This is a genomic window from uncultured Eubacterium sp. (assembly GCF_945980375.1).
Classification (GTDB): Bacteria; Bacillota; Clostridia; order Oscillospirales; family Acutalibacteraceae; genus Eubacterium_R.
Window position 1 is genome coordinate 1 of sequence record NZ_CAMFQO010000021.1, and the last position, 22,664, is coordinate 22,664.

Annotated in this window: 19 protein-coding genes and 1 tRNA gene; 12 read left to right on the forward strand and 8 right to left on the reverse strand. The window is 40.6% G+C overall.

Annotated features, from left to right (window positions below):
- The first annotated feature begins 138 nt into the window (after positions 1 to 138).
- The 5 genes from Q0P34_RS06310 to Q0P34_RS06330 all read left to right on the forward strand — a co-directional run bounded on the left by Q0P34_RS06310 (position 139) and on the right by Q0P34_RS06330 (position 4,906).
- Complete coding sequence (locus Q0P34_RS06310) at positions 139 to 2,076, forward strand: aconitate hydratase (RefSeq protein ID WP_294954449.1); 1,938 nt, start codon at positions 139 to 141, stop codon at positions 2,074 to 2,076.
- A gap of 26 nt (positions 2,077 to 2,102) precedes the next feature.
- Positions 2,103 to 3,281, forward strand: a complete 1,179-nt coding sequence (locus Q0P34_RS06315; protein WP_294954451.1) for an isocitrate/isopropylmalate family dehydrogenase — start codon at positions 2,103 to 2,105, stop codon at positions 3,279 to 3,281.
- 31 nt (positions 3,282 to 3,312) lie between these two features.
- Positions 3,313 to 3,972, forward strand: a complete 660-nt coding sequence (locus Q0P34_RS06320; protein WP_294954454.1) for a redox-sensing transcriptional repressor Rex — start codon at positions 3,313 to 3,315, stop codon at positions 3,970 to 3,972.
- A gap of 22 nt (positions 3,973 to 3,994) precedes the next feature.
- Positions 3,995 to 4,675: a hypothetical protein gene (locus Q0P34_RS06325; RefSeq protein WP_294954457.1), complete on the forward strand. Its 681-nt coding sequence runs from the start codon at positions 3,995 to 3,997 to the stop codon at positions 4,673 to 4,675.
- Positions 4,676 to 4,771: 96 nt separating this feature from the next.
- Positions 4,772 to 4,906, forward strand: a complete 135-nt coding sequence (locus Q0P34_RS06330; RefSeq protein WP_294954460.1) for a hypothetical protein — start codon at positions 4,772 to 4,774, stop codon at positions 4,904 to 4,906.
- A gap of 654 nt (positions 4,907 to 5,560) precedes the next feature.
- Here the strand turns inward: Q0P34_RS06330 and Q0P34_RS06335 are convergent.
- The 6 genes from Q0P34_RS06335 to Q0P34_RS06360 all read right to left on the reverse strand — a co-directional run bounded on the left by Q0P34_RS06335 (position 5,561) and on the right by Q0P34_RS06360 (position 11,102).
- The gene (locus Q0P34_RS06335; protein ID WP_294954463.1) at positions 5,561 to 6,898 is read right to left on the reverse strand and encodes an MATE family efflux transporter; all 1,338 of its coding nucleotides are present in this window, start codon (positions 6,896 to 6,898) and stop codon (positions 5,561 to 5,563) included.
- A gap of 120 nt (positions 6,899 to 7,018) precedes the next feature.
- Complete coding sequence (locus tag Q0P34_RS06340) at positions 7,019 to 8,188, reverse strand: glycosyltransferase 87 family protein (RefSeq protein ID WP_294954466.1); 1,170 nt, start codon at positions 8,186 to 8,188, stop codon at positions 7,019 to 7,021.
- 49 nt (positions 8,189 to 8,237) lie between these two features.
- Entirely contained in the window at positions 8,238 to 9,023 is a 786-nt protein-coding gene (locus Q0P34_RS06345) for a LytTR family DNA-binding domain-containing protein (protein ID WP_294954469.1), read from the reverse strand.
- A 365-nt stretch (positions 9,024 to 9,388) separates the two neighbouring features.
- A tRNA-Leu gene (locus tag Q0P34_RS06350) sits at positions 9,389 to 9,474 on the reverse strand.
- A 28-nt stretch (positions 9,475 to 9,502) separates the two neighbouring features.
- Entirely contained in the window at positions 9,503 to 9,769 is a 267-nt protein-coding gene (locus Q0P34_RS06355; protein ID WP_294954472.1) for a PqqD family protein, read from the reverse strand.
- Position 9,770: 1 nt separating this feature from the next.
- Complete coding sequence (locus Q0P34_RS06360) at positions 9,771 to 11,102, reverse strand: Gfo/Idh/MocA family oxidoreductase (protein ID WP_294954475.1); 1,332 nt, start codon at positions 11,100 to 11,102, stop codon at positions 9,771 to 9,773.
- A gap of 122 nt (positions 11,103 to 11,224) precedes the next feature.
- Between Q0P34_RS06360 and Q0P34_RS06365 the strand changes: the two genes are divergently transcribed.
- The 4 genes from Q0P34_RS06365 to Q0P34_RS06380 all read left to right on the forward strand — a co-directional run bounded on the left by Q0P34_RS06365 (position 11,225) and on the right by Q0P34_RS06380 (position 17,581).
- Positions 11,225 to 12,952, forward strand: coding sequence for an ABC transporter ATP-binding protein (locus tag Q0P34_RS06365; RefSeq protein WP_294954478.1), 1,728 nt, complete (start codon positions 11,225 to 11,227; stop codon positions 12,950 to 12,952).
- On the forward strand, positions 12,945 to 14,696 hold the full coding sequence (locus Q0P34_RS06370; RefSeq protein ID WP_294954480.1) for an ABC transporter ATP-binding protein: 1,752 nt from the start codon (positions 12,945 to 12,947) through the stop codon (positions 14,694 to 14,696). Before Q0P34_RS06365 ends, Q0P34_RS06370 begins: the two co-directional genes overlap by 8 nt.
- Before the next feature lie 18 nt (positions 14,697 to 14,714).
- A complete protein-coding gene (locus Q0P34_RS06375; RefSeq protein ID WP_294954483.1) occupies positions 14,715 to 16,154 on the forward strand; it encodes a glycoside hydrolase family 18 protein in 1,440 nt (479 codons plus the stop codon).
- A 92-nt stretch (positions 16,155 to 16,246) separates the two neighbouring features.
- Positions 16,247 to 17,581: a fucose isomerase gene (locus Q0P34_RS06380; RefSeq protein WP_294954486.1), complete on the forward strand. Its 1,335-nt coding sequence runs from the start codon at positions 16,247 to 16,249 to the stop codon at positions 17,579 to 17,581.
- A 69-nt stretch (positions 17,582 to 17,650) separates the two neighbouring features.
- Here the strand turns inward: Q0P34_RS06380 and Q0P34_RS06385 are convergent, their stop codons facing one another.
- The gene (locus Q0P34_RS06385) at positions 17,651 to 19,606 is read right to left on the reverse strand and encodes an NAD(+) synthase (RefSeq protein WP_294954489.1); all 1,956 of its coding nucleotides are present in this window, start codon (positions 19,604 to 19,606) and stop codon (positions 17,651 to 17,653) included.
- 9 nt (positions 19,607 to 19,615) lie between these two features.
- Positions 19,616 to 20,491, reverse strand: coding sequence for an aldose 1-epimerase family protein (locus Q0P34_RS06390; protein ID WP_294954492.1), 876 nt, complete (start codon positions 20,489 to 20,491; stop codon positions 19,616 to 19,618).
- Positions 20,492 to 20,625: 134 nt separating this feature from the next.
- On the opposite strand from Q0P34_RS06390, the gene Q0P34_RS06395 reads away from it, so the two are divergent.
- The 3 genes from Q0P34_RS06395 (at position 20,626) to Q0P34_RS06405 (ending at position 22,608) form a co-directional block, all read left to right on the forward strand.
- Positions 20,626 to 21,201, forward strand: coding sequence for a hypothetical protein (locus Q0P34_RS06395; RefSeq protein ID WP_294954494.1), 576 nt, complete (start codon positions 20,626 to 20,628; stop codon positions 21,199 to 21,201).
- A 64-nt stretch (positions 21,202 to 21,265) separates the two neighbouring features.
- Entirely contained in the window at positions 21,266 to 21,481 is a 216-nt protein-coding gene (locus Q0P34_RS06400) for a DUF3343 domain-containing protein (RefSeq protein WP_294954497.1), read from the forward strand.
- Positions 21,478 to 22,608 (forward strand): aminotransferase class V-fold PLP-dependent enzyme, encoded by a 1,131-nt coding sequence (locus Q0P34_RS06405; protein ID WP_294954500.1) that lies wholly within the window; start codon positions 21,478 to 21,480, stop codon positions 22,606 to 22,608. Before Q0P34_RS06400 ends, Q0P34_RS06405 begins: the two co-directional genes overlap by 4 nt.
- The last annotated feature ends 56 nt before the right edge of the window (positions 22,609 to 22,664 follow it).

The window sequence follows — 22,664 nt, forward strand, 5'->3', positions numbered from 1 at the left end:
TAGGAGTCCGTCTCGTGGGCTCGGAGATGTGTATAAGAGACAGTTATTATATTGACAAATTCCTGTCAATGTTTTATTATAAGATTGACAAAAAAGTTTATAACTTTGATAATTATATATGGATTGGGAGGATTGCTAATGGGACTTACTTTAGCACAAAAATTGATTAAGTCACATCTTGTCGAGGGTGAAATGAAGGTCGGCACTGAAATCGGTCTTCGTATCGACCAAACTCTGACACAGGATGCAACAGGTACTATGGCTTATCTTGAATTTGAAGCTATGGGTGTTGACCGAGTAAAAACAGAACGCTCTGTTGCTTACATCGACCACAACACACTTCAAACAGGATTTGAAAATGCGGATGACCATAGATTTATTCAAACCGTAACAAAAAAGCACGGCATATATTTTTCAAGACCGGGCAACGGAATTTGCCACCAGGTACATCTTGAAAGATTCGGTATTCCGGGCAAAACTCTTATCGGCTCTGACAGCCACACTCCCACCGGTGGCGGTATAGGTATGCTTGCCATGGGTGCAGGCGGACTTGATGTTGCTGTTGCCATGGGCGGCGGTACATATTATATTCCTATGCCAAAGATGACAAGGATTAACCTTACAGGCTACCTTAAGCCATGGGTATCTGCCAAGGATGTTATCCTTGAGGTGCTTCGCATTATGAGCGTTAAGGGCGGCGTAGGAAAGATTATAGAATATGGAGGAGAGGGCGTAAAAACCCTTTCTGTTCCGGAGCGTGCAACCATCACCAATATGGGCGCAGAGCTTGGTGCCACAACATCTGTTTTCCCGTCTGATGAAATCACTCTTGCTTTTCTAAAGGCACAGGGCAGAGAAGAGGATTGGGTAGAGCTTAAGCCTGATAAGGATGCTGTTTATGACGAGGTAATAAATATTGATTTGTGCTCGCTTACTCCTATGGCAGCCTGCCCTCATATGCCGGATAAGGTTAAGACAACCGATGAAATCGGCAGAATTAAGGTTGACCAGGTTGCAATCGGCTCATGCACAAATTCATCATATGTAGATATGATGAAGGTTGCCTCAATCCTTAAGGGCAAAACCATTGATCCTACCGTTTCACTTTGCATTGCTCCGGGCTCAAAGCAGGTGCTTAATATGCTTGCTCTCAACGGTGCACTGTCGGATATGATTAATGCAGGTGCAAGAATTCTTGAAAGTGCGTGCGGTCCTTGTATCGGTATGGGACAGAGTCCAAACAGCGGTGGAGTTTCACTTCGTACATTCAACCGTAATTTTGAGGGACGTTCAGGCACAAAGGACGGTCAGATTTATCTTGTTTCACCTGAGGTTGCCGCTGCTTCGGCTCTCACAGGCTACCTTACAGACCCAAGAGATTTAGGCGAGGCCCCTGCTATTTCAATGCCTGAAAAATTTGTTATCAATGACAATATGATTATTGCTCCTGCATCTGAGGAGGAGGCAAAGGATGTTGAGGTTCTTCGCGGACCGAACATCAAGCCTTTCCCAAAGACAGAGCCACTCCCTGCAGACATTACTGCAAAGGCAGTGCTTAAGGTAGGCGATAACATTACTACCGACCATATTATGCCTGCCGGTGCAAAGATTTTGCCTTACCGTTCAAACATTCCTCACCTTTCACAGTACTGCTTCGGTGTGTGTGATGAAAGCTTCCCTGAAAGAATTAAGGCAGAGGGTAAGGGCTTCATTATCGGCGGTGCAAATTACGGTCAGGGCTCATCCCGTGAGCACGCCGCTCTTGTTCCGCTTTACCTCGGTGTAAAGGCTGTTATCACAAAGAGCTTTGCCCGTATACATGTTGCAAATCTCGTAAACGCAGGTATTCTTCCTTTCACATTTGAAAACGAGGAAGACTACGATAAAATTGACCAAATGGACGAGCTCGAGCTTGTTGACATCCGTGATTGCATTGAGAATAACAAGCCTGTTGTGTTGAGGAATATCACAAAGGGCGAGGAATATAGTCTTGATTCCTCACATCTTTCGGACAGACAAAGAGCTATGCTTCTTTGCGGCGGTCTTCTTGATTATACAAGAGAAATGAACAAATAATTATTATAAATATGGGAGTATTTAATATGGAAATGGAAGAAAAGAAGGCTCTTGACGCGGCTTGTGATCAATTCAGAGCATTGATGGAAAAGCAGCTTGAAAGAGCAAAGAAAATTAAAGAGGATAAGGAATTCACAGATTATCAAAGTCTTGATAAAATTATAATCGGTATCTGTGGCGGTGACGGCATCGGCCCTATCATTACCAAGGAATCACAAAGGGTTATCGAGTTTTTGCTTAAGGACGAGGTTGAAAAGGGTAAGATCGAGTTCAAGATTATCGACGGCTTAACCATCGAAAACCGTGCCGCTCATAATAAGGCAATCCCCGATGATGTTTTGGAGGAGCTTAAGGCTTGCCACGTTATTCTTAAAGGTCCTACAACCACTCCGCGTCAGGGCGACCCGTGGCCAAATGTTGAAAGTGCAAATGTTGCTATGCGTAAGGAGCTTGACCTCTTTGCAAATATGCGTCCCGTTAAGGTGCCGGAGGAGGGAATTGATTGGACCTTCTTCCGTGAAAATACAGAGGGTGGCTATGCAGTAGGCTCATACGGTGTAAACATTACCGATGATTTGGCAGTAGACTTTACCGTTGCTACCCAAGAGGGCTGTGACAGAATTGCAAGGCTTGCTTATGATTATGCACAGCGTAACCACAAGGGCAAGGTTTCAATCATCACAAAGGCAAATATCATCAAAACCACCGACGGCAAATTCCTCAATACCGCAAAGAAAATAGGCGAGCAGTATCCCGATATAGTAACAGACGATTGGTATGTTGATATAACAACTGCAAAGCTTATCGACCCTGCAAGAAGAACAGATTTTAAGGTGTTTGTTCTTCCAAATCTTTACGGCGATATTATTACCGATGAGGCTGCGGAATTTCAGGGCGGCGTAGGCACAGCAGGCTCTGCCAATATCGGCAAGAGATATGCTATGTTTGAGGCAATCCACGGCTCTGCACCTCGTATGATTACAGAGGGCAGAGGTCAGTATGCAGACCCTTGCTCAATGCTTCGTGCAACGGTTATGCTTCTTTCTCATATCGGCTATCAGGCACAGGCCGATGCTCTTGAGGCTGCACTTGATAAGTGTATGTTTGAGGAAAAGAAGCTTGTTATCACCGGCAGAGATACAGGCTGTACCTGTGATGAGTTCGGCGATTATGTAATGGAAACCATTACTGCAATGACAAAGTAAGCTTAATTGCTGATAAGAGAGGTAAATTATTATGGGACAGGAAATTTCTATTTCTGTTATTAAGCGACTGCCTCGCTATTATAGATTTTTGGAAACCCTAAAGGACAACGGCATCGTTCGTATAAGCTCTAAGGAGCTTGCAGAGCGTATGGGCCTGACTGCATCGCAAATCCGTCATGATTTTAACTGCTTTGGCGGATTCGGTCAGCAGGGCTACGGCTATAATGTACCGGAGCTTTACGCAAAAATAGGAAAGATTCTTTGCGTTGATGCAGGGGTTAAAACCGTATTGATAGGTGCGGGTAACTTGGGCAAGGCTGTTGCTTCAAAGATTTTTACCCGTCAATCAGGCTTTAGGCTTGTTGGTATTTTTGATAAAAATGAGGCTATCTCCGGCAAGGTTATCCAGGGTATTCCTGTGCGCCATATCAATTATTTGGAAAATTTCTGTATAGATAATCAGCCAACCTGTGCCGTTGTTTGTATCCCTTCAAACGATATGAAGGAGCTTACGGACACTCTTTGCAGGCTTGGTATAAAGAGCTTTTGGAATTTTACAAATTACGATATTGCTATGGCTCATCCGGAGGTGCTTGTTGAAAATGTGCACCTTACCGACAGCCTTATGACCTTGAGCTTTTTGACAAGCTCAAGTAAGGAGGAGCTTGAAAAGCTTTCCTCTGCCGAATAATATAAGATTGGATTGATTCGCTTTGATTAAAATCAGTAACAGAGAGATTATTGATGTTCTCAAATATTCGGATGACAAGGTTATTTTGGTAGAAAAAAAGCCCAATGTTGACGCATCGGGCTATGGGGTAAACTATTTTATTCTTAATTTTTCCACAGGCGAAAAGGAGATTATTACAAAGGATGCTTATCTTTTGAAAAAGTACGGTGCAAACCGCAAAATCATTGCACAAAAGCTTGGCAACTTTGTTACTCCGAGCGCTATTGTTATGGCAGACAGGTCGGTGCTTGTAATATATCCAACGGGCGAAACAGGATTGTTTAATTCCGACGGCGAGCTTGTTAAGGACGGAGTGCTCGATTATAACGGTAGTCCTCTTTCGGGCATAGCACTTGACGGCGAATATTTTTGGTCCGTCTGCCAAAAGGAAAACTGCGTTATCCGCTATTTTATCGACGGTGTAAAGGTTGATATCAGGGTAGGTATGGCAGAGCAAAACACATTTCCAAATCCTCATTTTGTGTCGTCGGATGAAGAAAATGTTTATGTTTGCTGTAACCATAACCGTATCAGAAAAATTGATAAGGCAACCTTAACCGTTTCGGATGTTGATAAAACATATTCCGATATGACAGGCTATTATCGATTCGGTGATTATACAATTATCACCACCTACGATTCAGCCTATTGTGATAAGATATAATGTAAAGCAATAAACCCTCCTGATGTGTTTTCTGCATCAAGAGGGTTATTTTTTCATAGCTGTGTGTTATTTATTATTAATATAGGTGACGTAAATATGACTAACGCCAAATATGACGGCCGTTACAAGCAATGCCCAATGCTTGACGGAAATTGCGCTGACAATAAAAATCAACGTTGGTATCACCGCAAGCGCAAGAGCGTTTTTGCAAGTTTTTCTTTTGATGTATAATCCCCAAAATATGTAATACAAAATCAACAAAATAACATTGCCTATAATGTAAACAAACATTAATTCAAGAGGGGAAAAACCAAATTTCCAAACAAAAAACGGCACTACCATAAGCAAGCGAGATAAATCCGAATAAGTTTTTTATGAACGGATTTTCCGCTATGCTGTGTTAAAATACTCGTTAATCCGAAAGGATTAACTGCGTTTTGTGCCTTGCCTAACGAAAAATCCGTTTCATAAAAAATCTGCGACCTAAAACGGAATTGATTTTGAGCAGATTTTTGTTTTGAGGAAGCAGTTAGGCTGGTGCCTTACAATGACGAAAAGCGAAAATATGCCGAAATCAAACCCTTTTAGGCTTGTTCGGATTTATTTCGCTTGCTTAAGGATAATGCAGGCGTATCTGCTGATTTGCTCTATGATATTAATTATTCTTTTTGATTTATTGGGCTTTTGCTCTTTGTTTTTTTATTGCAAAAATAATGTTAGGTATAAGCATTAATGCAACAACAATACCGCTATATATGTTTATCCAATTAAATTCCATAACGTTAATCTTTCCACGGTCTTTTACCGTTTAGCCGGCCTTGCGTTTGCCAATGCTCTGCTTCAGGGTCATTACACAGTTTTATTATACAATAATACCTGTTTTAGTCAATAATTCATTTTTACTGTTTTCCTGTATACAATGAAAGATATAACAGCTGTCAAGGCCTCTGTTATCCAAAATGCATGCCAAACGCCCTGCACACCGATTATTTTGCTTAGGATAAATGCAACGGGAATTATTATTACCGTGTATCTGCACAGTGATATAATCAGTGATGCCAAGCCTTTATTAAGCGCTTCTAACGCACCGCAGGAGGTTACGGATACGGCCGACACAATAAATCCTCCGCTTATTATTATTAATGCTGTTTTTCCTGCCTGTGTTGTCTGAACGCTGTCTGTAAATAAAGATATTATCTGTCTCGGCAATGCAAGGCACAATATTGTGCCGATAGCCATAATTCCTGCAATCATTATCAAAACGTAGGTGTAAATTTTTTTAACCCTTTTGTATTCCTTTGCCCCGTAATTGTATGATAATATCGGTCGCATACCCTGAACAATTCCGTTTGCCGATAGGTAAAGAAAGGTTTGCAACTTATAGTATACGCCAAGCACCAAAACATATATTTGTGAAAAAGTCGCAAGTATTGCATTTAACGCAGATATAAGCATCGACGGTAACGCAAGGTTAAGTATGGCCGGTATTCCAATAGAGTAAATTGAGCCTACATCTTTTGCGTTAAACTTAAGATATTTCATATTTATTCTTACATTTGCAGGCCTTGCAAGATAATAAGCAATGTATATCACAAAGGTTGCAAGCTGACCAATGCAGGTTGCAATAGCAGCACCCTTTATCTCGAGCCTCGGCAAAAACCCTATTCCGAAAATCAGTATAGGGTCAAGCACAATGTTAGTTAAAAAGCCTGCCGCTAATCCAATCATAGTGATTTTCATATTACCAAAGGCCTGAAAATATTTTTCAAAAAATAGGTTTAGGCTGTTTATTATTGTAAACAGGAACACAATTATGCAGTATTCCCGACCGAGTTGTCTTATCTGTTCATTGCTTGTAAAGGCTTTCAGAAAAGGGGATATAACACCGATTCCTCCGATTGTCAGCACAACACCGTGAATAAGAGAAAGCAAAAAGCCTTGGTTTGCAATTTTGTTTGCTTTTTCAAAATCCTTTGCTCCAAGGTAAAATGCTATTAATGCGTTAATTCCTACTCCGAAACCGATAACAACGGCATTGATTAAATTTTGTATAGGATAGATTAGTGATAACGCTGTCATTGCTTCCTCGCTGATTTTTGCAATAAAGTAGCTGTCTACTATGTTGTAAAGTGCGTTAACACTCATTGAAATAACCATAGGAAGTGACATAGAAATTATCAAAGGCAAAATCGCCTTTTTCTTCATAAAGCTTTCGTCCCTCATCTCTTCACTCCAAACAAAAAAATAACCACACAGCCTATGTGCTGTGTGGCGAAAAGGTGATATAACTCATCAGGAAAAATCCACTGCAAAGTTTTCGTGAGGATATTATATCATATATAATTATTTTGTCAATGCAAAAGCTTTTTTATTGCTTAGCCTTATGTATATTTCATCTGCTATCAAAACAAAGAATATTATAATTGACGCAAAAAATATCTTTCTTGATGAAAAATCAAATGAATAGCACGAGCTTGTAAACATAGCAGAAAAAGCAATAATGTATATGAAATCCATTACTCTGGTTATGTTTTTCATTTTGCTTATGAGTGTCAAAAACGCAGTGATGAAAAATGATGCAGTATATGCACCGCTCCATAACGGACACATAACCATTACAAAGCAAAGCAAAAATATTCTTTTCCAGCTGTCCTTATAAACGAAGAATAATACAAAGGACAGTCCGCCGAATACATAAATCATTGCTTTAGCAAGGTCTTGAGTTATACCGAGCGAAACGAGGTTGGAAAATATTCCGTTTGGGCTTAATGTACCCCAAACAGATTGAACTCTGATTTGATTTTCAATGAATAGATTAAAGCCTTCGATTCCGCCTGTAAAAGCAAATGGCACAAAAAAGAATAATAATCCATATATGACAAGTCTAATTGCTTTTTTGTATTTCCTTTCTGCTATGTACAGTAAACCGAAAATTGCAGGATAAACTTTAATTGCAGCAGCTATCGCTATAAAAATCATAGCAAGCTCTTGCTTAATTTTACTTTCCGATTCTCTGAAATCAATTGCCAAAAGCAGTAATATTAAAACTAAAAAAGCAATGTTTGCACATTCAATTATTCCGAAAACGAAACTGCTTGACAGTGTTATCATCACGATAACCAAAAATATTTTATTATCGTTTGTTGTTTTGAAAAATCTTTTTATCGTAAACGCAAATGCCAAAAAGCCAATAATCAAGTATATTGCACATAAAAAATACATTGGCTCAAATTGAATGTTTTCATTTGTCTGCGGCGGAAGAAAAAGATTTAGTATGTGATAAAACAGATAAATCAGAGGAGGAAAGCAAACATGTATGGATTTAGTGTATATTGTGCTTAAATCATTTGAGTAATATAGGTGAAAAACAAAATCATTAAATATGTTTTTTATGTTTAATGCCGATACAGATGAAATCATATCAGGCACAAGCATAAAAACAAAAAGTGAAATTATTACCGATGCTGCGGAAATTATTATAAACAAATCTAAAGTCTTAATTCTTTTTTTCATATCTACCTCATAATGCTTTATTTCAGCTTAAATTATTTATAATCATAACCTATATGTTTTTCAAATATAACCCCAAAGCCTGTTGTGCCTCACTGCTGTTCTGTGAAAACTCTATTTCATCAATGTTAAACAAAATACAACCGCAATGACCCTTAAAGGTCGGAAAGCATATTACCTTAAGATAAGTATCAATTTCGGGGCTGAAATCAATCATTTCAATAGTTTCGTTGTATAGCTCCGCACGCTCATAGTTTTTAAGCCATTTTGAATCCATATTGCTGAACAGACTGCCGAAGGAATTACCTATAAGCTTATCAAGTGGCAGCTTTTCTAACCTTGACAAAGCATCATTGCCGTATCTGAAAATCCAGTCAACAGCACGCCGTTCTTCATTAAATACCATTTCAATATCCGTAAATGCAAAGGGCATATTGTCAAAGCTGCTATAATGCTTAAAGTATTCCTCCTCTGTTTCGGGAACACCGCTATTGTTAAAGCTGTTGATAATACTCCTTTGCTTTATGCTAAACTGCTCAATAATTTGTTTTTTCTTTCGTTTCGTGTATTCAATAGCTTCTCCGTTAATGAGGTTAATTTTGTCTGTAATATTATGTATCGCCATTGCAGATACAAGACATCCGCGATGCACCCTTATAAAGCCGTCGCCAAGCTCTTTTTCAAGACAGTTCAAAGACATTTTTGTTTCATATACCTTTTCGCCCAAAATATGTATTTGTGTATTTTTGCCTACTACAAAGACATACAAAATTGAACTGACACCGAGAACAATCTTTTTCCTGCTTGAAATAATTGTTATATGCTTTGTTCCTTGCATATTCAGAACCTCTTAACTATATAATACAAAATAATTATGCACCATTATTTTTCGTTTGTCAATTAAAATACCACAGCACACTACAGTAGTGCGTCAGTTTTTGTATGCGGTGAGGGTTCAAGTTCTATGAATATAAAAATACCACAGCACACTATGGTGCTATGGTATTTTTGGTGCAGGAGAAGGGACTTTCGTCAAAACAATCTCCGTGATTAAAGCAAATGCTAACGCATTTACTGACAATCACTGCAATTGTTTCTCCTCTCAAAAACTGCCGTACAGTAGTGCGTCAGTTTTTGTATGCTGTGAGGGTTCAAATCCTATTTAAAATAAAAAACAGCCACCTATGGTAGCTGTTTTTTATTTGGTGCAGGAGAAGGGACTTGAACCCTCACCGAGCAACCCCGACTAGAACCTGAATCTAGCGCGTCTGCCATTCCGCCACTCCTGCATATATATCCCTGCAATTGCAGGGGGAATTATTCCAATAATAAATCGCTTGCTTTAAGCTCTTCAAGAAAACTGTTGACAGCGTTTATAGCTTCATCCTTTGTTGTGCTGTATTCTTCAATAATTTCATCTGCAATTTCCTCAACGGTTGTATCGTTTGTCAAACAATTCCAAATGAATAAGCCTGTTTCGTTTAGCGTAATCATACCGTTAAAGCTCTGCGAACTACTGCCAACAGGGATAGCGATAATTCTGTCACCGATTTTTCGTGTAACAAAGCCGTCTTTAATTCTCACTTTAGCTCCTCAAATTTACAGCTTGCGGTGCACCGCCGTTTTCTCTGCTTTTGTCTGCAAGATAAACAGAAAGGTGACCGGCAACACTGTCAAAGATTGATGTACATGCAAGGCTTGGCTTTTCGCCTCTTATAAATTTTACAAAGTCCTCTGCAAGCCTTTCGTCGCCGCCGCCGTGACCGCCGTAGGCACCAACCATATCACCCGATACGTTAAGGTCTACAACCTCAACATCACATTCCTCATGATGTGCGTTTGGTGACGGGTTGATTTTTAATACGGTAAATTTGCTTTCCTCAAAATTGCCAAAGATTTCACCCTTTGTGCCGATAATATGAATGTTTCTTCTCGGCTCGGAAGAACCGCCGACCATATTGTGTGTGCCTGTTGCACCGCTTGCAAAGTTAACCATTACAGATTGATGGTCAACAACATTGTTGTCGCATTTGTAGATGCATCGTGCATAAGGACTGTCGGATTTCATCAAAGCAATCTTGTCCTCAATAGTAGGATTTTCCTTGTCCTCAAGTGCATCCCAAACATAAAATGCCCACCTGTCAGGATGATCAATGTACAGCCTTTTTGTAGAGTATATGCAGGTGTCAACCAAAGGACAATCCTTCATACAGATTGTGCCTGCACCCTGTGGAGCATTTTCAGGCTTAAATTGATATTTTCCGCCAAAGGAGCAGATTTGCGTAGGCTCGGTTTCAGCCATCATCCACATCATAATGTCAAGGTCGTGACAGCACTTTGCAAGAAGCATTGTTGTATGACACTTGTCGCTGTTTGCCCACTTTCCTCTGACATAGGAGGTAGAAAGGTGATGATACGAAACGTGCTCTGTTGTTTGGATATTGATGATGTCACCGATTTCACCGTTAACAATTCTTTCCTTAATTCCGTAGTAAAAAGGAGTATATCTTAATACATGGCAAATCATAACCTTGGAATCGTTCTTTTTTGCACATTCAACGATCTGACGCATCTCGTCCTCGTTTGGTGCAAACGGCTTTTCAAGGAGCATATCGTAACCGGCGTTAAGCAATGGAACAGCGGTTTCAAGGTGCTGTTCATCCATAGTGCCGTTGATAACGGCATCGGCAAGCTTACCCTTTGAAGCAAGCTCCTCGGCGTCGTTAAAGCACATATCCTCGCCAAAGCCAAAGTATTCCATAGCCTTTTTCCTTCTGACAGGATTGGGGTCTGCCACGCCTACTATTTTTAGCATTTCAGGGTTGGTTTTTGCAAGCTCACTGTACACAAATGCTCTGTGACCTGCACCAACAATTATTGCTGTGATAGGCTTTTGCTCCACTGTATCACCTGCCAAATATCAATATCGTTATCAATTATACCACTTTTTTTTAATTTTTCAACACTTTTTTGAACATTGACATAATTGTTTTTTGTTATATAATATTTATGTCTGTATTTTTTTACTTTGGAGGAATAATGAAACAGCTTTTACCGTTTTTGAAAAACTATAAGGCGCAATCCTTTTTGGCACCGTTGTTCAAAATGCTTGAGGCTATTTTTGAGCTTATTGTTCCACTTGTTGTTGCTTCAATTATTAATGACGGTATACGCAAAAATGATTTAAGGCTTGTTGTGTCAAGATCGTTGGTGCTTGTGCTGCTTGCTGTTGTCGGTATGGTTGCCGCTATTACGGCACAGTGGTTTGCTGCCAAGGCCGCCACCGGCTTTGCAACCGAGGTTAGGCACGCACTGTTCAAAAAAATTCAGTCGCTGTCATTCAGTGATATAGATTCGATCGGCACATCAACACTCATAACCCGAATGACAAATGATGTAAACCAAGCACAAAGCACGGTTAATATGGTGCTTCGTTTGTTTCTTCGTTCGCCGTTTATTGTCGGCGGCGCATTTATTATGGCGTTAAGCATAAATGCGAAAATCAGCCTTGTATTTTTGCTTGTGATTGCACTCTTGGGTATTGTTGTTTTTGCAATTATGAAGGCAACCGTGCCTATGTATAAAAGGGTACAGGATACCCTTGACTCAGTTACTCTTACGACAAGGGAAAACCTTACCGGTGCAAGAGTTATCCGTGCCTTTACCGAGGAGGAGCAGGAGTATTCACTGTTTAAGCAAAGAAATAACCTTCTTGCTCATTTTCAGCGAAGCGTCGGCAGAATATCCGCTTTGATGAATCCCATAACATATGTAATAATAAATCTCGGTATCGTTCTTTTGATTTACCGAGGTGCAGTTAATGTTGAGGCAAGCACACTCAATCAAGGTCAGGTTGTAGCTCTGTATAACTATATGAGCCAAATACTTGTTGAGCTTGTAAAATTTGCAAGCCTTATTGTTACTATTACAAAGGGCTTTGCCTCCGGTGCAAGAATATCAAGCGTGCTTGATATGCAAAACACTCTTGAGCATATAAACGATGACACAATTTATGATAATCATACCGTGTGCTTTGACAATGTGTCGCTGACATATGCTTCGGCAGGTGAGGAAAGCCTGAGTGATGTCAGCTTTTATGCCGATAAGGGACAGGTTGTAGGTATCATCGGCTCAACAGGAAGCGGTAAATCAAGCCTTGTAAATCTCATTCCTCACTACTATGACGCTACAAAGGGTAGGGTTACGGTTAACGGCAGAGATGTTAAGGCTCTTGATAAGGACGCACTTAGAAGCGATATCGGCTTTGTTATGCAAAAGGCTGTGCTTTTTGCAGGTACCGTGCGTGATAACATCAAATGGGGTAAAAAGGATGCAACCGATGAAGAAATTGTTGATGCACTAAAGGTTGCACAGATATATGATAATATCATTGAAAAGGATGGACTTGACACTGTAATTGAGCAAAACGGTGCAAATCTTTCCGGTGGTCAAAAGCAAAGACTGTCCATTGCCAGAGCAATAGTATCAAAGCCGAGTATTATCGTTCTTGATGACAGTGCGTCTGCTCTTGATTTTGCAACAGAAAAGGCATTGCGTGAGGCAATTCTTTCTCTTGATTACAAGCCTACCTTGTTTATTGTATCCCAACGTACCTCGTCAATACTGACCGCAGACAAGATAGTTGTTCTTGATGACGGCAGGGTGGTTGATATAGGAACAAATGACGAGCTTTTGAAATCCTGTGAGATTTATAGGGAAATCTACCTCTCACAATTTGATGATGAGGAGGTGACCTGCAATGAATAATAAGGAAATTATTAAGCGTATTTTCGCCTATGTCGGCAGATATAAAATATTACTTGCTCTTTCTATGCTTCTTGCGGGAGTAAGCGTTGCAGGCTCGCTGTATATACCTGTGCTTATCGGTAATGTGATAGATTTTATCATAGATAAGGGCTTGGTGCAGTTTGACAGAATTATCCCTGTTTTAATAAAAATTTGCATCATTATTGCGGTTGTTGCCGTTTCGCAATGGGTGATGAATGTTCTTAACAATAAAATCACCTTTGGTGTTGTTCGCGATATGCGTGACAGGGCTTTTTCGAAGATTGAACGTCTGCCTGTTTCTTATATAGATTCTCATCCGAGCGGAGAGATTGTATCGCGAGTTATCGCAGATGTTGATCAGTTTGCAGATGGCTTGCTTATGGGCTTTGCACAGTTTTTTACAGGTGTTATCACAATTTTAGGTACGCTTGTTTTTATGCTGAAGATTAATTGGTGGATAACAATTGTTGTTGTAATTGTTACCCCTCTTTCATTTGTAATTGCGTCGTTTGTTGCAAAGAATACTCATAAGATGTTTAAGCTTCAGTCTGCAACAAGGGGCGAGCAAACTGCCTTCATTGATGAAATGGTAGGCAATGCAAAAACCGTTGATGCGTATTCTCACGCACAGGAGAATATGCAAAGATTTGATGAAATAAATGCAAGGCTTCGCGAGTATTCGCTAAAGGCAGTTTTCTTTTCATCAATTACCAATCCTGCAACCCGATTTGTAAATGCTATTGTTTATGCCTGTGTTGCCTTGTTCGGTGCAATTCTTGCTGTCAAGACAGAGCAGAGCGCTATTACAGTCGGTGTTTTGACCTGCTTTTTATCATATGCAAATCAGTACACAAAGCCGTTTAATGAAATAAGCGGTGTTATAACAGAGCTTCAAAATGCCTTTGCCTGCGCCGGCAGATTGTTTGAACTCCTTGAGGAAAAGGAAACCCCTCCCGACAGCGACAATGCCGTAGAAATTAAAAATGTTAACGGCAAAATGGAGCTTTCCAATGTCAGCTTTTCATACACAGAGAATAAAAAGCTTATCGAGGACTTTAATTTGAGTGTTAAGCCGGGACAAAGGGTTGCCATTGTCGGACCGACAGGCTGCGGAAAAACAACTCTTATAAACCTTTTAATGAGGTTTTACGATGTCAATAAAGGCAATATTATAATTGATGACCTTGCCTACGACGATGTAACAAGAAAATCGGTCAGAGCAAGCTTTGGTATGGTGCTTCAGGACACGTGGCTAAAGGCAGGCACAATAAAGGATAACATCAAAATGGGTGCCCCGGATGCAACCGATGATGAGGTTGTTGAGGCTGCAAAAAAGGCTCATTCGCACTCGTTTATAAAGCGTTTGCCAAACAGCTACGATACCGTTATAGGCGAGTCCGGAGGCTCTCTGTCACAGGGACAGCGTCAGCTTCTCTGTATTACAAGGCTAATGCTTTGCAAACCGCCTATGCTTATTCTTGACGAGGCAACCTCGTCTATTGATACAAGAACGGAAATCAAAATTCAAAAGGCGTTTGCATCTTTGATGCAGGGCAGAACAACCTTTATTGTTGCACATAGGCTTGCAACCATTAAGGAGGCAGATGTTATCCTTGTTATGCGTGACGGAAATATCGTGGAGCAGGGAACACATAAAGAATTATTAAACAGAAAGGGCTTTTATTGGGAGCTTTACAATTCACAGTTCCCATCGGTTAAGTGATAACCAAAAGGAGAAATTATGAAAAAATTACAAAAAATACTATCAATCGTACTTGTTGCAATTCTTGTCTGCCTTACATTTTGCTCGTGCTCAAATACAGGCAAAAGTATAATGACAGCTACATATTCAGATTCTGCTAATGCTTCCGACGGCTTAAATCTTGCTTCTTCCGCAACATATATCACACAAGACGGTAAAACAAAAAAGAGTTTCTCTCTCAAGGGTAAAGCAGAAGAAAACAAGTATGTAACCGTTGATTTTGGAGATAGTGTCGATTTCAACACAGTTATCCTCGGCGAGTCGGGTAAAAAAGTTACCTTGTTTGAAATTTACGGCTCAAATGAGCATGATGCAAATTATCAGTTTCTTTATCAAAGCGATTGTATTGAGGGCGGACACACATGCTTTTTGGGCGATGTAAAATATAGATACCTTCGAATTTTTGTAAATCAGGCTTCGGGCAAGTTCAATGTCAACAACTTTGAGGCTTATTATCTTAAAAGCGAAAATGCAAACGACCTTCGCGTAAATGCATATTTGGTTGCCGAGGATATTACCGAGGATTATGATTTTTCCTGCCTTGATGCAATAACCGATATTATTATTTTCGGTACCGCCAAGTTTGACGAAAAGGGTAATATCAAAATTTACGACAGAGATTCAAATGAGGTAGACCTACATTATTACTCCGACAAGGTGAATATTGTAAAAAAAGCAATCGGCGACAGAGATATTAATCTTATCTGTGATATTGCAATGCCTTACGGCGAGGAAAATGCATACATCATTTCTATGATGAATGACGAAAATGTTGATAACCTTGTGGCAAATATCGTAAGCTTTGTTAACGAGCTTGGCTTTGACGGATATGATATGGATTACGAATTTCCCAACAGCAAGCTCGAGTGGAGGCAGTTTAACAATTTCCTTCGCAAGCTTGACAAGGCAATGCCCGACAAAATAATTTCTCTTGCCATTGCTCCTTGGGATTTGCAGTTTGATGATGATGTAATCAAAATTATCGACAGGGCAGAGGTTATGCTTTACGATATGTTTACCGCTCATAATTATCATTCAATTTTCTCAACCACGGTAAACGGTATAGATAAGGCTCTCAAGGGAGGCTTTGATGCAAAGCAAATTGATTTGGGCGTTCCGTTCTTCTCCCGTCCCACCAACCGACATGCTTATTGGGGCAGCTATGCACAGTTTGAGGATAGCCTTGACAGATATACAAACCTTGTCTATTACAATGATTTTGACCACGACGGTAATCCTATGACTGCCCCGCAGTACATAAATTCCGTTCAGATGATTGCCGATAAAACTGCTTTTGCTATTGATGCGGGGCTCGGCGGAATTATGATTTGGCATATGAACTGCGACCTGCCGTATGATAACGAGCTTTCACTTTTCAGGGCTATTAAGGATACCAAAACGGATAAATCCGCAATGTAAAATATTTGATACAAATCATTGATTTTATATAATCGTTAATGTATAATTATTACAGTAATTGCGGTTAGCTTCATTGCAATAGGAGGAGAAATATGGAATTTAAGGCACTGTATCTGCCTATAGGTACGACCTCATACAATATGGATGAGGCAAAAATGAAATTTAACGATTCTGTCAGTATGCTTAGGCAGGTGGACAAGAATATTGTAATACCTGACGGACCGCTTACATCATTGGAGTCTGTTTTGGAATTTATTAAGGATGAAAGACCGAGCCTTGTTATTGTTCAAAACATTACATTTGCAAGCGGAAACTATATCACCGAGATTGCAAGAAACGTGGATTGCCCTGTGCTTTTGTGGGCGATTCCGGAGCCTGTGGTTGACGGTCAAAAAATAAGGCTCAATTCCATTTCGGGTGCATACACCGCCGCAAATATTATGGAAAATATCGGCAGAGAATTCAGCTTTGTAGTCGGATCAACCTTTGATGACGAAACAGGAAAAAGAATCGGCGCCGTTCTTACTGCATCAAAGCTTAAGGCTTCTCTTAAAAAGCTTAATCTTTTGCAGGTCGGCAATGCTTCGGCAGGCTTTGGCTTTGGCAAGGGAATAGAGAGCGAGCTTATGCGCTGCTTCGGTGTTAATCTTGTTCAAGTGGAATCACGAAAGCTTGTGGAAAAAGCAAATTCCTACGACGAGGATGAAATCAGGCACTTTATATTTGACGTTCAAAATATAGTGCCTAATATCTTTAATATAAATAGAGAAAACCTGTTTGATGCAGGCAGACTGTTTAAGGCTTATTTCGATTTTTGCAACGAAAACAATATCGGTGCAGTGTCATCCGGCTGTATGCATGACCTTAACGATTCTTACGGTACTCCGGTATGCGGTGTGTTATCGTTCCTTAACGACCTTGGTTTTCCGTCAGCCTGTGAGGCAGATACCTACGGTGCACTGTCAATTTACATATGTCAATATCTTTCAAAGATGCCAGCATATTTTGGCTCACCCGTAAATTATGACGAAGAGTATAACTGCGTTACTTTGTGGAATTGCGGTATGGCTCCTCCGTCAATTGCTCGTGAGGATTCAAGGGCACAGGTAGGTGTCCATCATATCAGCGGTGTCGGTCCTGTTATGGACTTTGGCTGTCGTTCAACCGACCATGCAACCGTGTTTAGAGTAGGCAAAAAGGCAGACGGCACATTCCGCTTCTTTGTAGCAAACGGCAGGTCTATTGACAGATTTAAGCAGTTTTCCGGCACAACCATTGTTATTGAAACAAAGAACAATGTTCGTGATGTAATTGAGAATTCGGTAAAGGATGGATGGGAACCGTATTTTGCAGTTGCCATGACCGACATTTCAGCCGAGATTAAGGCTCTTGCCGAGTTGCTTGGAATAGAGTGTGTAGAATTTTAATATACAAAAGTATTAACCCCCGATTGGATCATTCTCCAATCGGGGGTTTGTGATTATTCTTGCCGGCCCTTATATATAATCGTCAAAGCAGGCGTCACTCGGCATCCTCCAATCTCCGCGCGGAGAAAGTGAAACCGAGCCAACCTTCGGCCCGTCCGGAATACAGCTGCGCTTAAATTGACTGATGAAAAATCTTTTCATAAAAACATCCAGCCATTTGCCGATTGTCTTTTTTTCATATACACCGTCAAATGCTTTTTCTGCAAGCTTTTGAATCTTTTCCTTTGTAAAACCGAATCTTACAAAGTTGTATAGGAAAAAGTCGTGAAGCTCGTAAGGGCCTATGTTGTCCTCTGTTTTTTGAGCAATTTTGCCGTTTTCATCGGGTGGCAATAGCTCGGGTGAAACAGGGGTGTCGAGTATGTCAAGCAATATAGCCCTTGTCTTTTCGTCGCTTTTAACTGCAACATATTCAACAAGGTATCTCACAAGTGTTTTCGGTACGGATGCGTTAACCCCGTACATACTCATATGGTCACCGTTATATGTGCACCAGCCCATTGCAAGCTCTGACAAATCACCTGTGCCTACGAGCAGTCGATTATGCTTGTTTGCCATATCAAACAAAATTTGAGTACGCTCTCTTGCCTGTGTGTTTTCGTAGGTTATATCCTTAATGTCCTCGCTGTGCTCAATATCCTTAAGATGCCCTATGCAAGCATCCTTAATGCTTATTTCCTTTATCTCTACACCAAGCGATTTCATAAGCTCTATGGCGTTAGTGTACGTTCTGTCCGTTGTGCCAAAGCCGGGCATGGTAATGCCCATAATGTTAGATACAGGCTTGCCTAAAAGCTTCATTGCCTCAACCGAAACAAGAAGCGCAAGTGTGCTGTCAAGCCCTCCGCTGATGCCTATAACACAACCGGTTGATCCAATGTGCTCAAGTCTTTTTGCAAGTCCGCTCGCCTGAATTGCGAATATTTCCTCGCATCTTTCGCGTACCTCGTCCTTGTTGCCGGGTACAAACGGGTGAGGGTCAACATATCTGTATGCAAGGTCATTGTCGGGATTTAGGATTGAATCTCCGTATTCCAATTCCTCATCCTCGTCGCCGTCATCGTCCGATAGTACAATACTTGCCGAAAGCTCGTTAATTTCAATCGAGTCATCGGTAGCCGTAAAGCTTGTGTTTTTTTGGCGGAGTGTGTTTAGCTTTTCGCAGTCAATATCGGCAATGGTAATAACGCTGTTACGGCTAAATCGCTTTCCCTCGGCGAGTATTGCACCGTTTTCCGCAATAACGGTTGCACCGCTGAACACAAGGTCTGTTGTGCTTTCCAAAACGCTTGCTCCTGCATAAACATATCCGCAGATACATCTTGCGGATTGATTTGCAATTAAATCTCTTCTGTACCTTGCCTTTGATACATATTCGTCGCTTGCCGACAGGTTAACTATGATATTTGCACCGCCGAGTGCAAGATCGGATGACGGCGTCTTTGCAACCCACAGGTCCTCGCAAAGCTCAATGCCTAAAGTAACCTCATCGGTCAGCTTTAATACAGCAGATGAAGAAAGCTGATAATAGTGATCAACGTCTTCAATATACTCGTCGACATTCTTGCCTGATTCAAACCAACGCTTTTCGTAAAATTCGTTGTAGTTTGCAATGTTCTGCTTTGGCACTGCAAGTTGAATTACACCCTTGTACAAAACAAATGCACAGTTGTATATTGCATTTTTGTACGGCAACGGCGCACCTACTATAACAACAATTTCCTTGTCCTTTGTGTATTCGGTGATGTCGTACAAAGCTTCCTTTGATGCGTTGAGTAGTGATTTTGTAAAGAACAAATCGGCACAGGTGTAGCCTGTTATTGATAATTCAGGTGTTACCAAAAGCCTAACGCCCTTTTTTTCTGCATCATATATTGCTTTTTTTATTTCGACCTTGTTGTAGCTTGGGCATCCAACCTTTAACTTAAGGCTTGCCGCCGCCACTCTAAACATTCCGTAATTCATATTGTCACCCTATATCATTGTTATTTTATACTTGAAGCCTGCTTCTTCGTTAGGCTCAAGTATAGTCATACCGCGCTTTTTTTCTATCTCATCTGTTTCGTCGCTGCAGTTTGAAATACCTGTCCACGGCTCAAGTGCCACAAAATTTGAATTGCCGCAGGCGGACCAAATAAGCAGGTTAGCCATATCCTGATATTCGATTTTTATGCCCTTGCCGTTAGGTCCGATAAGTGTAGCACATTTAGGCTCTATGCCGTCAAATATCATTGCATCCTTTTCCTCAAACAGCTCGTGACGCATTTCGATAGTATCCTTGCCGTATGTATCGTTATACCTTTGGCTAACGTCAATTAATCCGCTTTGGTGATTGGGGCGAAGGTATCCGTTAGCTAACGGCTTGCCAAATACAACCTTGTAGTCCTCAAATTTTTCTTTTTCGGTTAAAGGACAGTTAAATGCAGGATGTCCGCCAATAACAAACGGAAATCTCTCTTTACCGGTGTTTCTTACCAAATATTCAACCGACACTGTTGAACCTACAAGAGTATATTTTATCTCAAGCTCATAGTCAAAGGGAAAGGCTTCCTTTGTGCTGTCGTTTGATTTTTGGATAAATGTAACGGAATTACTGCATTGCTCCTTCAATTCAAAAGGATTAATTCTTGCAATGCCGTGACGCTTCATCTTGCATTTTTTACCAAATGCCGTACCGCTGTCGTTTGGCAACATTCCAACAATAGGGAAGCATATCGGTGACTGACCTGCCCAGTGCTCCTCGTCGCCCTGCCATAGATATTCCGTACCGTTTTTTATCAGCGAGGTCAGCATTGCTCCGTCTTGGAGTACCTTAACCTGTGCTTGTTTGCTCTTGATTGTGTATTTCATAAAATCACCAAATCCGAAAATATATACATAAAATAATTATAACTTAAAATAATTTGTAATGCAATATTGAAAATACAAATAATATGATATACAATTACATTGTGAGAATACTATGTGATGATCGGGAGGATAATATGGATCTGTATTCATTTATTGAAGAGGCAATTTTTGAGGAAAAGGATAAATACACCCGTCTTTATGAGCTTATTTGGTCTGAATTTGAGCAGGACGGATTTGTAATTACCGATGAGCCGGGGCACGAAATTGATTGTATTTTTAAGGCAACTGCGATTCAAAATTTGATTGGCGAGTTTGAGTACCGCCTTTATGATGAGGTTAATGAAACAGATTTTGAGGATGTTGTTGATTATCTTGCACAGATAGGTATTCAAAAGGATGATATCGTTGCCTATTGTGATGAAAACGAAAATATCGACACCTTCGATGATGACGAAGACTTAAAAATCAAAAACGGATTTGATTATATTACCGAGATTGTTGCCGATAAGCTTCTTGAATGCTTTTCCGCAGATGATTTGTTTGATTATTTCTTTACGGCTACCTACGATTTTGTTCAGGATTTTACCTTCGAGTTTGAGGACGTAGACGAGTTCCTTGCATTTGTAGATTCTAACAGTGAGCGCCTTGATGAGTATAAGGAGGAATATCCGTCGGTATTGTCGTGGATAGAATCCGGAATGATAGTATAATACTTTTTGCAAAATAGTTGCACACACCTTCTTTACGCATAATATGTAAGGAAGGTGATTTTTTATGTGTGAAATTAAGGTGGGCTCTGTTACAAATGCCCAAAGGGGTGCAAGGGCTCTGCGCAGGATGGGTATAGGTGCAACCCTGTCAAGAATAGAAAATCCGTCTGCAAGTGACGGATGCGGCTTTGTGCTGCGTGTAAAATGTCAGGATATTGACAAGGCAACCGATTTGCTTTACCAAAACGGAATAAGAATGCTTGGGACGGTGGAAAAATGATATATTTTGACAATGCCGCCACCTCCTATCCAAAGCCTGTGCCTGTTCTTTCTTCAACCGTAGATGCACTCAAAAGGTATTCGTTCAACAGCGGCAGAAGCGGATATAAGCAAAGCCTTAAGGCAGGCGAAATGATTTATTCTGTTAGAGAAAAAATCGGCTCGATGCTCGGTTTTGAGCCTGAAAATATTGTGTTTACCAAAAACTGCACCGAGGCACTGAATATCGCAATAAGAGGAAGCGTAGCAAGGGGCGACCATATCATCATTTCATCGTTAGAGCATAACAGCGTCAGCCGTGTTGCTCAGGCACTTTTTGATGAAAAATTGATTGAATATGATGTTGCAAAATTCTCCTTTGATGATGAGCAAACGCTAAAAAACTTTGAATCGTTGATAAGACCAAATACAAAGGCTGTTGTTTGTATGTATGCAAGCAATGCGTTCGGTGTCGTTTTTCCTGTTGCAAAAATCGGCAGACTTTGCAAAAGATATGGTATAAGATTTATAGTTGACGGCGCCCAGGGTGTCGGTGTTGCAGATATTAATGCACAAAGGGACTTTATAGATGTTCTTTGCGCACCCGGGCATAAGTGTCTTATGGGTACAATGGGTACAGGATTTATTGCTTTTGGCAAAGGCGTAGAGCTTAAACCTCTTATGTATGGCGGTACGGGAAGCAGCTCTATGTCACTTGAACAGCCCGACTTTTATCCCGACAGGCTCGAGTCAGGCACCTTGAATAATTCAGGCATCATTTCCATAGGCAGAGGAATTGATTATATTAACCGATACGGTATTGATAGCGTTTACTCTCACGAAATGTCGCTTGCAGGGTGTATTTATTCTTCTCTGTCCGGTATTGATGATGTAAAACTTTACACACCCGCACCGCAAAAGCAAAGGGCTATGCCTATCGTTTCGTTTAACTGCAAGGATTATTCAAGCGAAAAAACAGCGGCACTTTTGGCAGAACACGGCATATGCACAAGGGCGGGCTTTCATTGTGCTCCGCTTGCTCATAAGCATTTCGGCACGGCGGACAGAGGCACCGTAAGGGTGAGCCTCGGTATGTTTAATACCTTTAGAGAATGTGAACAATTTGTTGATGTTGTAAAAAAGTTATAAAAATGTTTTAATTGCACTTTATTTGTTGGCAAAAATGTGCTATTATGTAATCAGTA